Genomic DNA, 16,858 nt, shown 5'->3' with positions numbered 1-16,858 from the left:
CTTTTTATAGTATTTATATTTAAAGGTATTATAACACAGTTACACATCTTCTAGAGATGTTATAATATTATTAATTGTATATATTAATAATGTTTAATTGTTTTTACAATAAGGTAATACCTGTGTAAACTTGTATAGATATAATTTGCATATTCAGAAATTTATTGTTTAAAAAGAGGGGGAATTATATGAATGCATTATCTAAATATTTATATGTTATTTCTTTAGACGGTTTATCTACTTTGGATTTCCAGTATATAAGTACTTTACCTAATTTTAAAAATTTTCTATCTGAAGCTTCCTACTGCAAAAATGTATGCAGTGTATATCCTACCTTGACTTATCCGGCCCATGTATCCATTGTTACAGGAAAATATCCCAAAAATCATGGAGTAGTAAATAATACATTGCTGCAGCCTAATAGGAAATCTCCAGACTGGTATTGGTATAGAGATGATATAGAAGGGACTACTTTTTATGATCTGGCTATAGAAAAAGGAATGAAAGTAGGAGCACTTTTATGGCCTGTTACTGCAAAGTCAAAAATACAGTACAATATGCCAGAGATTTTTGCTAATAGATTTTGGAAAAATCAGACTCTGGTGTCTCTGTTAAACGGTACTCCTTTATTTCAATATGAGTTAAATAAAAAATTTGGATATTTAAGAAATGGTATAAGGCAGCCTAACCTTGATAATTTTGTTCACCAGTCATTATTGTATACTATAGAAAATAAGTGTCTTGATTTAACTTTAGTGCATTATACGGATTTGGATAGTACAAGACATTATAATGGTTTCAATTCAAAGGAGGCAATACTTGCACTAAAAAGACATGATAAAAGAATAGGAGAAATAGTACAGGCACTCAAGGAAAAGGGCATATATGAGGAAAGTACTATTATTATTTTAGGTGACCACAGCAGTTTAGATTCAAACAAAATAATTAATCCCAATGTACTCTTGAAAGATAAAGGATATATTAAAGTAAATTCAAAAGGCAAGATAATTGATTATAAGGTTATATTTAAAAGTTGTGATGGCTGCGGATATTTATATTTAAAAGAAGATAATTTTGAAATATTAGAAGAAATTATAAAGTTAATTAAGGATTTCAATAGGTCATATGAATGTATAGAGAATATTTATTCCAGGGAAGAAGCTTCACAATTTGGTGCTGATAAAAGTTGTTCCCTAATGATTGAGGCAAAACCTCCATATTATTTTAAAGATGAGATTTTGGGGGAAGTAATAGAGGAATTTAATGGAGAAGAACTGCAGAGGCAAAATGGATGCAAGTTATGTAACCACGGCTATTCACCTTTTAGAGCTGATTATACTACCATATTTATAATATCAGGCAGAGGGGTAAAGAAGGGGGTAATTGTGGAAAAGATGGATTTGGTAGATGAAGGACCTACTATTGCAAGATTATTGGGAGTGGAGTTAAAAGATACAGATGGAAGGGTTTTAGAAGAATTATTGGATGAAAATCCGATTTAAATTAAGCATGAGTTAAATAGAGGTTAAGTTTAAATTAAAAATGCAATTTCTTAACTTTAACTTAAAGTTCATATATTACCATAGTATATAATGGTATTTTCCATATATAGAATTTCATTGGGAGGGAATTGCAGTGTTTCAAATGAGACAATTAAAATCATTAAATGTACCTGACTTTATAAAGAATAAGATGAAAAAATTCAATATATCCTCTTTGGCAAATAAAATAAGAAAATTTCAGTCTCTATTTTTAAAAGCTAAAATAAAAAGATTTGGATTATTATCTTTTAACAGTGTAGTTGTTAAGATAATTGTCCAAATAGCAGCATTAGTTGTATTAATCTGTGGTGTTCTTGGAGTGATAGCTTGTTATAGTTCCTATAAGACTATGGAAAAAAGCATAGATTCTTCACTTCAAGATAAAGCTGTGGAGTCCTCTAAATTAGTAGCATCTATGTTACTTCAAGAATCTAGAAGTATGGTTGAAATATCAAAGAGAGAAGGGATAGAGTCCATGAACCCCGCTCTTTATGTACCTATTTTATCAGAAAGGGCAAAGGCATTAAATTATGCAAGTCTTAGTGTAATGAACTTAAATGGATTGGCTTATATGCAAAATGGGGAAAAAACACAAGTGAATTTAGAAAGCAGTGATTCAAAATATCTTAAAAATGCATTAAAGGGAAATGTGGAAATTGAAGGTCCTTATTTTAATGTTAATGGAGAACAGATAATTTCAGTTGCTGTTCCTATAAAAGATAATAGCAGCAAGGTTTTGGGAGTATTATTTTCAAATATCAGTATGGAAAATCTGAATAAACTTGTTCAGAGTATGAAGGTTGGTAAGAGTGGATATTGTTTTATAATCAATAAACAGGGCACTAAAGTAGTACATAAAAATCTTACTCTGGTTTTAAATGGGGACAATACCATAAAAAATGCCAGGAAAGATAAATCTCTTGCTCCTCTTGCAGAATTGGAAGGGAATATGATAAAGGGGAAAAGTGGGTCAGGTTACTATAGGGAAGGAACAAAGGATATGTTCATGGCATATTCACCTATACCTGATTTACATTGGTATCTTGGAATCACCATAGATAAAAAGGAAATATTTAATGAAGTACAGGTACTTAAATACAAAATAATTTTTATAACGGTTATATTTATAGTTGTAGGGCTTGTTATGGCACTTCTTATAGCAAGAGGTATAAAGAAGCCTCTATTTAAAATAAGGGAATACGCACTGGAATTATCCAAATTTAATTTAAACTATAACATACAAATTGAACCAAAAGATGAATTTGGAGATACGGCTTCAGCTTTAAATTATGCCATGGATGACATAAAAAATATTATAGAAGGCATAAAAAAAGAGAGCAGACAAACACTTCAAGTTACCAACAGTGTAAATGAAATGTTTGAAAAATCCAATAGAGAACTAAATTTGGTATGTGATAAATCCTCTAAAATATGCTCTAATATATCACAAACATTATATTCCATAGAAGGAGTAGACGAAAAAATTTCAAAGGTAAAAAGTAAAATACAGGGTATAGTAAAAGAAGTTGATGAAGGAAGGATTCTTGTAGAGAATATAAAGAAAAAGGCTGTAAATATAAAAAGAAATACGGAAAAGTCAAAATGTAATTTGGAAGATTATTATATTAAATCCAGTGAAAAGTTAAAAAAATCACTAGAAGCAGTTAAAGTTGTAAGTACTGTTTCGAAAGTTGCGGAAAAAATAAAGCATATATCAAAAAATATAAATTTACTGGCTTTAAATGCTCGTATTGAATCTGTAAGAGCAGGAGAACATGGAAGAGGATTTATGGTAGTGGCAGAGGAGGTGGGAAAACTTGCAGTGCAGTCTTCTGATATGGTAAATACCATACAGCACAATGTTAAAGATATCTTATTGTCTGTAGTGGAGTTGTCAGATTCAGCAGAGGGGATGTTAAAAATGATAGAAAATAATATTCTATCGGATTATGAAAAAGTTATAGAAATAAGTGATGAATACGAACAAGATGGCAGAAAATTTGAATCTGTAATAGGAATATTTTCAGAACTTACGGAGGATATAAATAACTCATCCATAGAAATTAGTAAAATAATGTATTCAATTGTAGATTCTGCAAATCAGTGTACACAAAACTCCATAAATATTTCAGACAATATAGAAAAGATAGAAGATCAGAATAAATCCATAGCAATGTTTACTGTGGAAAATGCATCAAAGGCTGGTAATCTTCTTGGCATATTGAAAAAATTCAATACTTGACAAGGGATGAGGTAAAATTTAATATGGATGGGAATAAAGTTCAACTGTAATTTTATATTAAAAAGTAGTATAATTAAAAATATAAAAGTTAATATTAAATTAGGGGGTTTTCTTATGTTAAACGGAAAAAAAATTCGTGATATAAGGGTAAGTTTAGGATATACTACTCAGGATATTCAAAATATTACTAGAAATACCAAATTTGAAACTTCGATCTCAAAGTCTTATTTAGAAGAATTGGAGAGAGGGGATAAGAAAAATCCAAGCCTTGAAAAAGTTGTTGTAATTGCAAAAATACTTGGCTGTAAGATTGATGATTTAATATTAAGCGCATAGATTTAAAAATTAATTTTTATAAATTTTATATAAGTATGGTAACATAAGCTGCAGGTATATCTGCAGCTTAATTGTTTAATATATATTTGAGAGGTATATTATAATATTAAGTTGAAAGAGGGGATAAACTGAGAGTTATGTTAGATGTGTGTTTATTGGGATGTGGAGGAAGCATGCCTATTCCGGGTAGAAATCTCACCTCAATGGTAGTTTCCTATCAAGGGAGAAAATTGCTTATAGATTGTGGTGAAGGTACTCAGGTGAGCTTGAAAATATTGGGGTGGAAAATTAAAAATATAGATGTGATTTTATTTACTCATTTTCATGCAGATCATATAGCAGGACTTCCGGGATTATTGCTTACTATAGCAAATTCAGGAAGATTAGAACCTATAACTATAATAGGTCCTTATGGACTTATTAAGGTTGTTACAGGACTTAAGGTAATAGCACCGGTACTCCCCTATAGTATAAAGTTAGTTGAACTTTGTGGAGAGGAGAAGTATTTTAAAAAAATAGGATACTTCAATATAAATATATTATCTGTGGAGCACAGAATACCTTGTTTTGCATATTCAATAGATATAAATAGAAATAGAAAATTTGACAGGGGAAAGGCTTTAAAGAATAAAGTACCCTTAGTTTTCTGGAATAGACTCCAAAAGGGAGAAGAAATAAAACAAGAAGATAAATTGTACACACCTGATATGGTGCTTGGACATGATCGCAGAGGATTAAAAGTATCCTATTGTACAGATTCAAGACCTAGCAGTGAATTGGTTGAATTTGTAAAAGAATCTGATATTTTTATATGTGAAGGAATGTATGGGAATGATGAAAAAAAGGATAAAGCTGTTTTATATAAGCACATGATTTTTGCAGAAGCGGCAGTTATTGCTAAAGAAGCAGAGGTGGGAGAACTATGGCTCACCCATTTTAGTCCATCTATGACAGAACCGCAATCCTATATAGAAAATGCCAGAGGCATATTTGAAAATACTATAATAGGAAAGGATAGGTATGTGAAAAGTATTAGTTTTGAGGAATAAATATAGTATGATAATTTTATAGTATATGCATTAAATTAAATATACCAAAATAAATACTATTAATTTTAGTAGAAATATTGTAGATTTTACCTTATAATATTATTATGCAATTAGTAAGACAAAAACGAGATACATAAACAACAGGAGTTATGAGGTGGTTTTGCATGTTGGAGTATCACAATAACCATAATAATATAGCAGCACTCCTTGAACATTTAAATATGGATATAATTCTTTCTAAGAATATGGCCTATAAAGACGTAATCAAAAATATGTTCAGGCTGTACTGGGAAATTGGAAATTTAATTTTAGCCAAGGATGATGAAGGCTGTGGAATAGAATTTATAAATATTTCAGCAGGTTACCTTAAACTTAAATTCCCCGGTAACTTGAGTTTTACAGAGAAGAATTTAAGGAATATGGCTGCCTTTGCAAGAGAATACAGTTCTCAGGATATAGTGGATAAATTAGCTTCAAAAATAAGTTGGTCCTGTAACATAATCATAATGCATAAAATAAAAGATATAGGTAAAAGATTAAAATTTATAGATAAGGCTGCGGAAAAAGGATGGAAAGTTGAAGAGGTAATTGATAATATAGATAAGGAATATGGCATAACAGATGAGGAAGAAGAAATATTAGAAGAGGATACCTGTTATGAAGATTTGGAGTCTATTGAAAGCAAGAGCATTATTACAGAGGAAATTAATTCTCAGGAAGACGGTTTGTTGGAAGAAAAGGATAACTTGAATTTAGATAGTTATCCTTTTATCCAAAATGTAAAATTAAAAGAAGATGATTTGAAAGATGAAAGTGAATTGAAAAATTACTTTTATGTATTGAAAGATGAATATCTTTTAGATTTTATGGAAATTTCCGATGAGGTAAAAGAAAAGTATTTTCAAGGACAATTTATGAAAAACGTGATAGAATTTTTTCTGGATTTAAAACGTGGATTTGCACTGGTGGGAAAAAAATATCACATAGAATTATCTGGCCTGGATTATTATGTGGATTTGCTTTTTTACAATTTAAAGCTCAACTGTTATTTAATTGTTGAATTTAAGATAGGAAAGTTTAAACCTGAGTATCTTGGGATTTTAACATTCCATCTTTCCATAGTGGATGATTCAGTTAAGGGAGAAAGAGACAACCCTTCTGTGGGTATAATTCTTTGTAAAGATGGAGAAAAATTGATTGTGCAATATGCTTTTAAAGATAAAGAGGCTACAGGGGATGGAGAATATAAGCTTAATGGGGATATTCCAGAACAGTTTGAAGGGATACTTCCTACAGTAGAGGAAATAGGTTCTGGAATCAAGATGAAACTTAAGGTAGAATAATTTTTACAGTAATATATTCAATGAAAAACTTCAGGATCATAAATGAACCTGGAGTTTTTTGGAGAGTGCTGTTAGGTTTGGAAGGAAGTGAATTTTAACATGGATTTAGATAGAAATAAAAGAAATATAATTATTGCCAGTATGGTGGCTATGTTTCTTGCAGCGGTGGAGGGAACTGTTGTAATTACAGCAGTTCCAACTATAGTAAAAAGTTTAAATGGATTTCACCTTATAAGCTGGGTGTTTTCTACATATTTACTCACATCAACCATTACTACTCCTATATATGGAAAGTTGGCAGATCTGTATGGCAGAAAAAATATTTTGACTCTTGGAATAATAATATTTTTAATAGGCAGTTTTTTATGTGGACTGTCTCAAAGTATGTATTTGCTTATATTGTTTCGTGCTGTCCAAGGAATTGGGGCAGGTTCTATATTTACTTTAACCTATACTATAATAGGAGATTTGTTTTCTGTTTCTGGAAGAGCCAAGGTTCAAGGATGGTTAAGTACGGTATGGGGAATTGCAAGTCTTGTGGGGCCCTTTCTTGGAGGATTTTTAATAGACACTTTGTCCTGGCACTGGATCTTTTTCATAAACATACCTTTTGGAATAATATCTGTAGTGTTTATTCAAAGAAACCTTAAAGAAAATTTTGAAAAAAGAGGGGTATGTATAGATTATTTGGGAACACTCATTTTAACTATTTCTATTGTACTTTTTTTATATGGCTTTTTAGCGGGAGAAAAGAAAGAAAGTGGAAGTATATTATTTGTACTTATGTATGTATTATTGGCATTTATATTCCTTGTCGTATTCTATTTTGTAGAGAAGAAGGCAAAAGAACCTGTTATGCCCTTTGAGATATTTACAAAATCAAGTACTGTAGTAAATATATTAGGTTTTCTCCAATCTGCTGTGCTGATTGCAATGAATGTGTATGTGGTTTTATATATCCAAAATGTACTTGGCTTTAGTGCAACTATTTCAGGTCTTTGCATGGCAGCTATGTCTTTTACCTGGCTTGTATCTTCAATGTTTTTGGCAAAGTATATAACTAAATACAGTAAAAAAAATATAGTTTTGTCAAGTTCCATAATATTATTGATTGGAAGTATGGTACTATCTGTTCTTGATATAAATTCTCCATTAATTTTAGTAATAATTGCAGTGTCCATACTTGGCTTTGGCTTTGGGGGAAATTTAAATACCCAGACTATAGTTATACAGGATTCTGTGGAGTATTCTACCAGAGGAGCCGCAGTTGCAGTTAATACTTTATTTAGAAATTTGGGTCAAACCATAGGGATAAGTGTATTTGGCAGCATATTTAATTTTAGTATAATAAAATATTTCGAAAAATTACATATAGGAGGAATAGAACCTAGTAACTTATATAATACATCATCATTAAATAGTAATCTTTCAGCTGAACTTATAAAGGAGTCTTTAAATTCAGGATTACATATTCTATTTATGTGTTTTGTTGTATTGAATGTAATTTCATTGATAATTTCACTGTGTTTACCTAGAAGAATTGAAGGAGAACAGCTTGATATATGAGTCAGTTTACGATTTATAATTTACAATTAGCAGTTTACGATTGAAGTATGGAGCAGTGGTAATTATAAGTTTGGATAAAAGTATTTATGACATGGATTAAAAATAATGATATACTAAATTTTGTAGCAAAAAAACATCTCTTTTTTTGGGATGCCAAAGTAAAATAATTTTTAGGAGGCAGTTTATATATGGGTGATTTAAGGGAAAGAGCCTTAAAATTTCATAGTGAAAATCAAGGCAAGATTGCATTAAAATGTAAAGTACCTGTAAAAAATAAAGAGGATTTGACTCTTGCATATACTCCAGGAGTGGCAGAGCCTTGTCTTAAAATAAAAGAGGATGAAAGTAAAATATATGAATATACCTCCAAGGGGAACTGGGTTGCTGTGGTTACAAATGGTACAGCAGTGCTTGGTCTTGGAGATATAGGAGCAGGAGCAGGAATGCCCGTTATGGAAGGAAAATGTGTATTGTTTAAGGCCTTTGCTGGAGTGGATGCTTTTCCTGTATGCTTGGATACAAAAAATGTACATAAAATTGTAGAGGCTGTAAAACTAATGGAACCCACCTTTGGGGGAATAAATTTAGAGGACATAAAAGCACCTGAATGTTTTGAAATAGAAGATAAATTAAAGGAAATAAGCAATATTCCCATATTTCATGATGATCAGCATGGTACGGCAGTGGTTTCTTCTGCTTGTATTATAAATGCACTAAAAATTGTGAATAAGGAATTTTCTAATATAAAAGTAGTGATAAATGGGGCCGGGGCAGCGGGTACTGCTATTACAAAGCTTCTTTTGAAAATGGGAGTGAAAGATATAGTAATTTGTGACAGTAGGGGCACAATATATAAAGGCAGAACTTCAGGTATGAATAAATATAAAGAGGAACTGGCGAATATAACCAATAAATCCCTTGTAAAGGGAGACTTAAAAGAGGCCTTAAAAGGAGCAGACGTGTTTTTGGGAGTATCTAAAGCCAACTGTGTTACTGAAGAAATGGTAAGGTCCATGAATGCAGATCCAATAGTAATGGCAATGGCAAATCCTAACCCTGAAATACTACCGGAGATTGCCCTGAAAGCAGGAGCTAAAATTGTATGTACTGGAAGATCGGATTTTCCCAACCAGGTTAATAATGTACTGGCTTTTCCAGGTATATTCAGGGGAGCACTGGATGTTTATGCTTCACAGATAAATGATGAAATGAAAATAGCTGCAGCTTATGCCATAGCTGATTTAGTGGATAAAGATAAACTTTCACCAGAGTATGTCATACCGGAGGCTTTTGATCTTAGAATAGCTCCTAAAGTAGCTGCTGCAGTGGCCAAGGCTGCTATTGATACCAAGGTTGCAAGAAAAACAGGGGTCACCCCTGAAGAAGTTGAAAATCACACCAAAAATCTTTTGGGTATATCAAGTGATTCTTAGGTTCAGGTGGAGTTTGCTTATAAGAAATACGCATCCTTAATGGTAGCGGATAAAATTAAGAACAACTAAGTGATTGTGGTTGTTCTTTTTATTTTGCATAAATCTTCAAATAATATTAAAATGTTAACATAATAGATTTATTATTGACAATTTATTTGTATAATGATTATAATTTAAATAATGTATTAGATAGGAGAAGTTATTATGAGTAAAAATCATTTGCCAGATGTTTCATTATTTCCTATTAATATAAGTATTTTAAATTTATTTTTTATGGGGAGTGAAAGGTATGTTTGTAACTTGTAAAAACATATTGAATCTACCAGGGCTTGAAAAAATGAAAGTTGTAGCAGGAAAGAAGGGGTTGAATAAAGTAATCAGATGGGTACATGTTACTGAGATTCCTGATGTGTCTAATTGGGTAAAGGGTGGAGAACTTCTGTTTATTACAGGTGTAGCTATAGGGAATAGCACAGAGTTACTGCTGCAATTTGTGAAGGATATTAATATGAGAAAGCTTGCAGGACTTGTTATAAATATAGGGCCTTATATTGAAAAAACGCCCAAGGAAATATTGGATTTTGCAGATAGTGTAGATTTTCCCATATTTGAACTGCCTTTTGAAGTTAGATTAATAGATATAACCCAAAATATATGCAGAACTATTTTTACAGAAAAACTGGAAAAAGAGTCTATGAGTAATTTTATGAGAGAAATAATTTTTGAAGATGTAAATGTTACTGAAGATATGTTAGGAAGAGCGGCTTTATATGGATACAATGAAAATAAAAACTATTGTGCTATGGTAGTTGATATAGATAATTTCAGACTTTATTTAAAAGAAAATCAGCTGCAGGATGAGGATACAATTTCTAACATAAAAAATCGTATTCAGGAAGCTATTGAGTATGTAATGTATAAAAATAACAAAAAATGTCTTTATACCATGCAAAGTGATGCCTTCTTCTTTATGGTCCCTATGGAAAAGGAAAATAACAATATAGATTATATTGCAGAATCTATAAAAAATCAGATAAATAGAAACAGGGATTCCATTATGGTAAGTATAGGAATTGGAGGGATATGCAATCATTTAAGAGGCTTTAACAAAGTTATTTTAGAGGCTAGGAAAGCCCTTGATATGACAAAACTATATGAAAAAAACAATTGTATTATAAAATACGGTGATTTAGGTATATTTAGGTTATTCTTTGAAATAAATGATTATACTGAGATGAAAAAGCTATTTAATGAAAACTTATTAAAATTGAAAGAGTATGATAAAAAAAATTCTTCTAATCTGCTGCAGACGTTGACTATATATTTAAGGGAGAATAGAAATCTAGGAAAAACTGCAGAAATATTGTATATTCACAGAAATACCATAAAATACAGGGTAAAAAGAATTGAGGAAATATTAGATTGTGATTTGAAAGACGAGGAGGTAATATTTAATATCAAGCTCTGTATAAGAATAGGAATATTCTTGAATTTAATCAATTGATTAAATAATTCATATTTGTTTTGTAAAGAGTGAAAATTGCAAAAGTATATTTTGTGATTTTTATTTTTTTTGTAAATTTATAATGTACAAAAAAATAACAGTACATTTGTACATGGCGGATATATGATTGTATTTTTATATATGATAATTTATATTCATAATATTTATTATATTACTAAAAAACAATATAATAAATTAATGAATATTAAATAAACTGAGGTGTTTTTATGAATTATTCTATATTCCAGTGTCCAAGAGACATAATTTACGGGGAGGATACGGTAAATTTAGTTGGAGTTAAATCTTTGAAATTTGGAAAGAAAGTATTGGTGGTAACAGGGAAACATTCATCTAAAAAAACTGGAGCTTTGGATAAGGTTTCAGATAGTTTAAAAAGATCAGGCTTGGAGTATGTAATATTTAATAAGGTGGAATCAGATCCAAGTGTAAATACAGTAAGACTTGGAGTAGAAACTGCCAAAGAGGAAAATATAGATGTGATATTGGCACTTGGCGGAGGAAGTGCATTAGATGCTGCTAAAGCTATAAGCATGGTATTTGCCAATGGGGGAGATATTCTGGATTATGAAAAAGGGACTCCACAGATGGAAGGAATTCCTATAGTGGCAGTACCTACTACTGCAGGTACAGGGAGTGAAGTTACAAAATATTCCATAATAACAGATACAGAGAGAAAGATTAAAATGCTTATAGGCAGTGATTTTCTCATACCCAAAATAGCTATTTTAGATCCAAAACTTACTAAAATGATGCCTCCGGGTATTACTGCAGCTACAGGTATGGATGCTTTTACCCATGCTGTAGAAGCATATATATCCAAAGCTGCCCAGCCTATGTCTGATGTTTATGCAATAAAAGCTATAGAACTTATTGCAGGTAATTTGATAAAAGCAGTATTCAAGGAGGATGATATGAAAGCCAGGGGCAAAATGATGCTTGGACAGATGTATGCGGGTCTTGCATTTAGTAATGCGTCTGTGGCACTTGTTCACGCTATGTCCAGGCCTCTTGGAGCCTATTATAAAGTTCCTCATGGTCTTGCAAATGCACTGCTTCTTCCTGAAGTCATGAAATTTAACAGGGCTGCATGCTCAGAAAGATTTAAGGTGGTGGCAGAAGCTATGGGAGAGAATACAGAAGATAGATCTATAAGAGAAGCTAGCTATTTAGCTATAGAATCTATAAAAAATTTATTTTTAGAAACAGGACTTCCAAAAAGTTTAAAAGAAGTGGGAGTAGATAAAGATAATTTTCACAAAATGGCAAAGGATGCCGTAGAAAACAAGAGTACTACACTTAATCCTAGAAAACCTACACTAGAGCAGCTTATAGAAATATATGAAACCATATATTAAGGGGGAATAAAAATGGGAATTTTACAAGACAAGGAATTGACTTTAGACAGCAACAAAATAAAAGAATATGACAAAAAGTATAATTTACATTCCTGGAGTGCACAAAAAAAATTAGATCCACTTGTGGTTACAAGGGCTGAAGGAATCTATTTTTGGGATAGTACGGGTAAAAGGTATTTTGATATGTCCTCACAGCTTGTAAATTTGAATATAGGTCATGGAAATAAAAAGGTGATAGATGCCATAAAAAAACAGGCGGAAAAAATGGCTTTTATAGGCCCGGGATATGCAGTTGATGTAAGGTCAAAGTTGGCGGCTAAGGTTATAGAAAAAGCTCCTAAAAATATGGGAAAAGTATTTTTTACATTAGGGGGGGCAGATTCGAATGAAAATGCTATAAAAATAGCCAAAATGGCGACAGGGAGATTTAAAATATTTTCCAGATATCGTTCTTACCATGGAGCAAGCTTTGGAGCTGCAAATTTAACAGGAGAGCCAAGAAGATATACTTGTGAACCTGGGATACCCGGATTTGTTAAATTTTTTGATCCTTATATTTATAGAGAAAGTATAAAATTTGAAAATGAAGAAGAAGCCTGCAAATATTATCTTGGGAAATTAAAAGAGCAGTTAATATATGAGGGAACAGAAACTGTGGCAGCAATTTTTTTAGAAACTGTAACGGGAAGTAATGGTGTAATTATCCCACCTAAAGGATATCTTGAAGGTATAAGAAAGTTATGTGATGAATTTGGAATAATGATGGTGTGTGATGAAGTTATGGCTGGATGGGGCAGAACGGGAGAATGGTTTGCCTGCAACAACTGGAATGTGGAACCGGATATTATTACTTTTGCCAAAGGTATTACCTGTGGATATGTACCTATGGGAGGAGTTATTGTAAGTAAAAAGATAGGAGAGTATTTTGATGACAATGTACTTATGTGTGGCCTTACCTATAATGCCCATCCACTTGGATGTGCAGCAGGATGTGCCACTATAGAAGTGTACGAAGAGGAAAATCTAATAGAAAATTCTAAAAAAATGGGTGTGATTTTAGGAGAAAAACTGGAAAAGATAAAACAAAAACATGCAAGTGTAGGGGATGTTAGATATATAGGGCTGTTCTCTGCGGTAGAACTGGTTAAGGACAAAGATACCAGAGAAGCATTAGTTCCCTATGGAAAAGACCCTGAAGGGATAATGGGTAAAATTATAGGTATGTTAAAGGAAAAAGGATTTTCAACTTATTCTCATGAAAATTGTATAATGGTGGCTCCTCCACTTATTATCAAAAAGGAAGAACTGGAAGAGGCCATGGATATATTAGACAAAGTATTGAATTTTGTGGATGAATATATAAAGTAATTCTTAGGTTCAGGTGGAGTTTGTTTTTAGGAAATGACTTTCTCTATCTAAAGATTATTAAAAGTATTCTTAGTGTATTTAGCTAGATACCTTATCCTTTAGGAGAAGAATTCATAAAGGATCTTAGAGGCGATTATATCCTATTTTGAAGAGGATGGTAGTATTAACTGATTGCTACATTGAAATAAAAAATAAGTGCCTTTTAAAATGCATAAAGACACCTATAAATTAAAAATAATAGCGTATTATATTTTAAATCAATTTAATAAATTTGTAAAGGAGATTTACTTATGGAAGTAGAGGAAATGAAAAAAGTTACTTGCAGTAAAGAGAGAATGGAGAATAAAATTTTAACTTTCAGTAAATTTGGTGATACTGGAAATGGAGGAGTAACTAGGTTATCTTTAACTGAGCCAGCACTTCAGGCAAGAGAAGAATTCTCAAAGAGAATGAAAACATTAGGTGCAGAAATTATAACTGATGATATGGGAAATATGTATGCTACTTTTAAGGGGGCAGAGAATCTTCCCCGCATTGCAATGGGATCTCACTGTGATTCAGTGGTGCAGGGAGGTAACTATGATGGAATTTTAGGGGTGTTAACTGCAATGGAAGTAGCAGAAACAATAGTTACAGAAAAAATTTCACATCGTCATCCAATTACAGTTATGATTTGGACTAATGAGGAAGGGGCACGCTTTGATCCTGCCATGATGTCATCTGGTGTTATTACCGGTAAATTTGACAAAGAAAAAATGCTGGCATCAAAAGATATAGAAGGAATAACTTTTGGAGAAGCTCTTGAGGCCAGTGGATATAAAGGTGATGAAAAAAACAGGATAAATCCAAAGGAGTATAAGGCGTTCCTTGAACTTCACATTGAACAGGGGCCGGTGCTTGAGGCTTCAAAAAAGGATATTGGAGTGGTAGAAGGTGTGGCTGGAATGGTTAACTATGAATTTGAATTTACAGGTCAGGCAGGACATGCGGGAACCGTTCCCCAAAAAATGAGAAAGGATGCTCTTTTAGCTGCTTGTGAGGCTATTTTATATCTTCACAGAGAATTGGATAAACTTGACGGAAAATTAGTGTACACTACAGGAAGAATTAATTGTCAGCCAAATGTACACACAATTATACCGGATCATGTGAAATTTACTTTAGATGCAAGACATCAAGATCCTAAAGTGGTGGAGCAGGTAGTTGAAATTATTAAAAACATTCCTGTTGAATTTGCAGGATGTAAGGTGGATTATGAGGAATTATGGTCACGTAAAACTGTCAGTTTTAATAAAGAATTAGTTGATTTAGTAGAAAAAAATGCGAATATTTATAAGTATTCAAATATGAGAATGTATAGTGGCCCTGGACATGATGCACAGTTTGTAGCGGACATGATGCCTGTAACTATGATATTTGTACCAAGTATAGGTGGACACAGCCATTGTGAGATAGAGAAAACTTCTCTTGACAATTGCGTAAAAGGTGCTAATGTATTGCTTCAGACTATATTAGATATGGATAAGATATAAGCCTTGCATTTTTTTATTAATTTTCAAAAAAGAAAGAAGGGATTTAGATGGAACAGTCCATGGAAAAAGAAATATATGAATTGGACAGGTCAGATATAAATGTTACAGAAAGTAAATTGTATAATGATGATAATGCTCCTGTACCTGTTAAAGAGAGAACTTGGAATACCTATAATTTTACTGCTCTTTGGATTGGAATGGCTCACTGTATACCTACTTACATGTTGGCAGGGAGTTTAATATCATTGGGGATGGATTGGAAACAGGCCTTATTTACTATTACTCTTGGGAATATTATAGTTTTAATGCCTATTTTGTTAAATGCCCATCCGGGAACCAAATATGGAATAAATTTTCCGGTTTTTTCACGAGCAGCTTTTGGAGTATTTGGAGCCAATATACCTGCCATACTGAGAGCTGTTGTAGCCTGTGGATGGTTTGGGATCAACACCTACATAGGCGGAAGTGCATTGAATGTGTTATTTTCCGCCATGATTCCAGGGTGGAAAACTCTTGGAGGAAGCTTTCAAATAGCAGGATTGAGTCTGCCCTCAGCTATAACATTTATGATATTCTGGGGTCTGCAGATGTTTATTATATTTAAAGGAATGGAACAGCTTAAAAAGTTTGAAAACTGGGCGGCACCAGCAGTAATAGTTTTAGCATTACTTTTGGTAGTTTGGACAGTCAGCTCTGCACATGGCTTTGGCCCTCTTTTAAGTGAGGAAAGCAAGCTTAAAACCATGAGTGATTTCATGAAAGTGTTTCCAGCAGCACTTACCAGTATGGTAGGATTTTGGGCAACTCTTTCTTTAAATATACCTGACTTTACAAGATTTGCAAAAGGACAAAAAGAGCAGGCGGTAGGACAGTCTTTAGGACTTCCTATAACTATGACTATATTTTCAGCAATGGGCATAATAATAACTTCTGCTACTGTAGTTATATATGGCAAGGCCATGTGGGATCCTGTAGATATAATAGCTAAATTTACTAATCCCATAGCAATGTTGATTGGATTTTTCGGAATAGTGGTAGCTTCTCTTTCCGTTAATATAGCTGCAAATATTGTGTCTCCGGCAAATGATTTTTCAAATATGGCACCTAAACACATAAGTTTTAAGATGGGAAGTCTCATTACAGGCATTATAGGAATAGTTATAATGCCGTGGAAACTATTGGCAGACCCTAGTGGGTATATATATGCATGGCTTGGAACTTATTCTGGAATTCTTGGACCTGTAGCTGCAATAATTATTTGTGATTATTGGATTATAAAAAAGAAAAATTTATTTCTTAGGGATTTGTATATGGTAAAAGGTAAATATACTTATAACAAAGGGTTTAATACAAAAGCCATTATTTCACTGGCTGTAGGTATATTTGCAGCACTTATAGGAAAGATAGTCCCAAGCTTAAGCGGACTTGCCAATTATGCCTGGTTTGTAGGCTTTGCAGTATCTTTTGTGATTTACTATTTATTAAATACTTCTTCAAAGGAAGTACAATCAGCTGCAGAGATTGTAAATGGATAAACAATAGGTATTAGGAGGAAGGTAAATACCACT

Annotated in this window: 12 protein-coding genes; all 12 read left to right on the top strand. The window is 32.4% G+C overall.

Annotated features, from left to right (window positions below):
• Positions 1–188: 188 nt before the first annotated feature.
• The 12 genes from V7Q02_RS10180 (at position 189) to V7Q02_RS10125 (ending at position 16,825) form a co-directional block, all read left to right on the top strand.
• The gene (locus tag V7Q02_RS10180) at positions 189–1,502 is read left to right on the top strand and encodes an alkaline phosphatase family protein (protein WP_333860905.1); all 1,314 of its coding nucleotides are present in this window, start codon (positions 189–191) and stop codon (positions 1,500–1,502) included.
• A 142-nt stretch (positions 1,503–1,644) separates the two neighbouring features.
• Positions 1,645–3,783: a methyl-accepting chemotaxis protein gene (locus V7Q02_RS10175; protein WP_333860922.1), complete on the top strand. Its 2,139-nt coding sequence runs from the start codon at positions 1,645–1,647 to the stop codon at positions 3,781–3,783.
• Between the two features lie 114 nt (positions 3,784–3,897).
• On the top strand, positions 3,898–4,119 hold the full coding sequence (locus V7Q02_RS10170) for a helix-turn-helix domain-containing protein (protein ID WP_333860904.1): 222 nt from the start codon (positions 3,898–3,900) through the stop codon (positions 4,117–4,119).
• A gap of 137 nt (positions 4,120–4,256) precedes the next feature.
• Positions 4,257–5,168: a ribonuclease Z gene (locus V7Q02_RS10165; RefSeq protein ID WP_333860903.1), complete on the top strand. Its 912-nt coding sequence runs from the start codon at positions 4,257–4,259 to the stop codon at positions 5,166–5,168.
• Positions 5,169–5,332: 164 nt separating this feature from the next.
• On the top strand, positions 5,333–6,511 hold the full coding sequence (locus V7Q02_RS10160; RefSeq protein ID WP_333860902.1) for a PDDEXK nuclease domain-containing protein: 1,179 nt from the start codon (positions 5,333–5,335) through the stop codon (positions 6,509–6,511).
• A 99-nt stretch (positions 6,512–6,610) separates the two neighbouring features.
• Positions 6,611–8,077, top strand: coding sequence for an MDR family MFS transporter (locus tag V7Q02_RS10155; protein WP_333860901.1), 1,467 nt, complete (start codon positions 6,611–6,613; stop codon positions 8,075–8,077).
• A gap of 188 nt (positions 8,078–8,265) precedes the next feature.
• Positions 8,266–9,510, top strand: coding sequence for an NAD(P)-dependent malic enzyme (locus tag V7Q02_RS10150; RefSeq protein WP_333860900.1), 1,245 nt, complete (start codon positions 8,266–8,268; stop codon positions 9,508–9,510).
• Between the two features lie 289 nt (positions 9,511–9,799).
• On the top strand, positions 9,800–11,014 hold the full coding sequence (locus V7Q02_RS10145) for a PucR family transcriptional regulator (protein ID WP_333860899.1): 1,215 nt from the start codon (positions 9,800–9,802) through the stop codon (positions 11,012–11,014).
• A 227-nt stretch (positions 11,015–11,241) separates the two neighbouring features.
• On the top strand, positions 11,242–12,390 hold the full coding sequence (locus tag V7Q02_RS10140) for an iron-containing alcohol dehydrogenase (RefSeq protein ID WP_333860898.1): 1,149 nt from the start codon (positions 11,242–11,244) through the stop codon (positions 12,388–12,390).
• 12 nt (positions 12,391–12,402) lie between these two features.
• Positions 12,403–13,758, top strand: coding sequence for an aminotransferase class III-fold pyridoxal phosphate-dependent enzyme (locus V7Q02_RS10135; protein WP_333860897.1), 1,356 nt, complete (start codon positions 12,403–12,405; stop codon positions 13,756–13,758).
• Between the two features lie 290 nt (positions 13,759–14,048).
• Positions 14,049–15,290 carry a Zn-dependent hydrolase gene (locus V7Q02_RS10130; RefSeq protein ID WP_373844941.1) on the top strand — a complete coding sequence of 414 codons (1,242 nt, stop codon included), beginning with the start codon at positions 14,049–14,051 and terminating at the stop codon, positions 15,288–15,290.
• Between the two features lie 47 nt (positions 15,291–15,337).
• Positions 15,338–16,825 carry an NCS1 family nucleobase:cation symporter-1 gene (locus V7Q02_RS10125; RefSeq protein WP_333860896.1) on the top strand — a complete coding sequence of 496 codons (1,488 nt, stop codon included), beginning with the start codon at positions 15,338–15,340 and terminating at the stop codon, positions 16,823–16,825.
• Positions 16,826–16,858: the final 33 nt, after the last annotated feature.

Source organism: Clostridium sp. (assembly GCF_036781005.1).
In the GTDB taxonomy this organism is placed as follows: domain Bacteria; phylum Bacillota; class Clostridia; order Clostridiales; family Clostridiaceae; genus Clostridium_B.
Note: the sequence above shows the minus strand (reverse complement) of the source record. Positions and strands in the feature narration are given on the sequence as shown.

Coding starts and splice junctions, on each gene's coding strand:
- V7Q02_RS10180 (WP_333860905.1), top strand. CDS start 189: ATGAATGCATTATCTAAATATTTATATGTTATTTCTTTAGACGGTTTA.
- V7Q02_RS10175 (WP_333860922.1), top strand. CDS start 1,645: ATGAGACAATTAAAATCATTAAATGTACCTGACTTTATAAAGAATAAG.
- V7Q02_RS10170 (WP_333860904.1), top strand. CDS start 3,898: ATGTTAAACGGAAAAAAAATTCGTGATATAAGGGTAAGTTTAGGATAT.
- V7Q02_RS10165 (WP_333860903.1), top strand. CDS start 4,257: ATGTTAGATGTGTGTTTATTGGGATGTGGAGGAAGCATGCCTATTCCG.
- V7Q02_RS10160 (WP_333860902.1), top strand. CDS start 5,333: ATGTTGGAGTATCACAATAACCATAATAATATAGCAGCACTCCTTGAA.
- V7Q02_RS10155 (WP_333860901.1), top strand. CDS start 6,611: ATGGATTTAGATAGAAATAAAAGAAATATAATTATTGCCAGTATGGTG.
- V7Q02_RS10150 (WP_333860900.1), top strand. CDS start 8,266: ATGGGTGATTTAAGGGAAAGAGCCTTAAAATTTCATAGTGAAAATCAA.
- V7Q02_RS10145 (WP_333860899.1), top strand. CDS start 9,800: ATGTTTGTAACTTGTAAAAACATATTGAATCTACCAGGGCTTGAAAAA.
- V7Q02_RS10140 (WP_333860898.1), top strand. CDS start 11,242: ATGAATTATTCTATATTCCAGTGTCCAAGAGACATAATTTACGGGGAG.
- V7Q02_RS10135 (WP_333860897.1), top strand. CDS start 12,403: ATGGGAATTTTACAAGACAAGGAATTGACTTTAGACAGCAACAAAATA.
- V7Q02_RS10130 (WP_373844941.1), top strand. CDS start 14,049: ATGGAAGTAGAGGAAATGAAAAAAGTTACTTGCAGTAAAGAGAGAATG.
- V7Q02_RS10125 (WP_333860896.1), top strand. CDS start 15,338: ATGGAACAGTCCATGGAAAAAGAAATATATGAATTGGACAGGTCAGAT.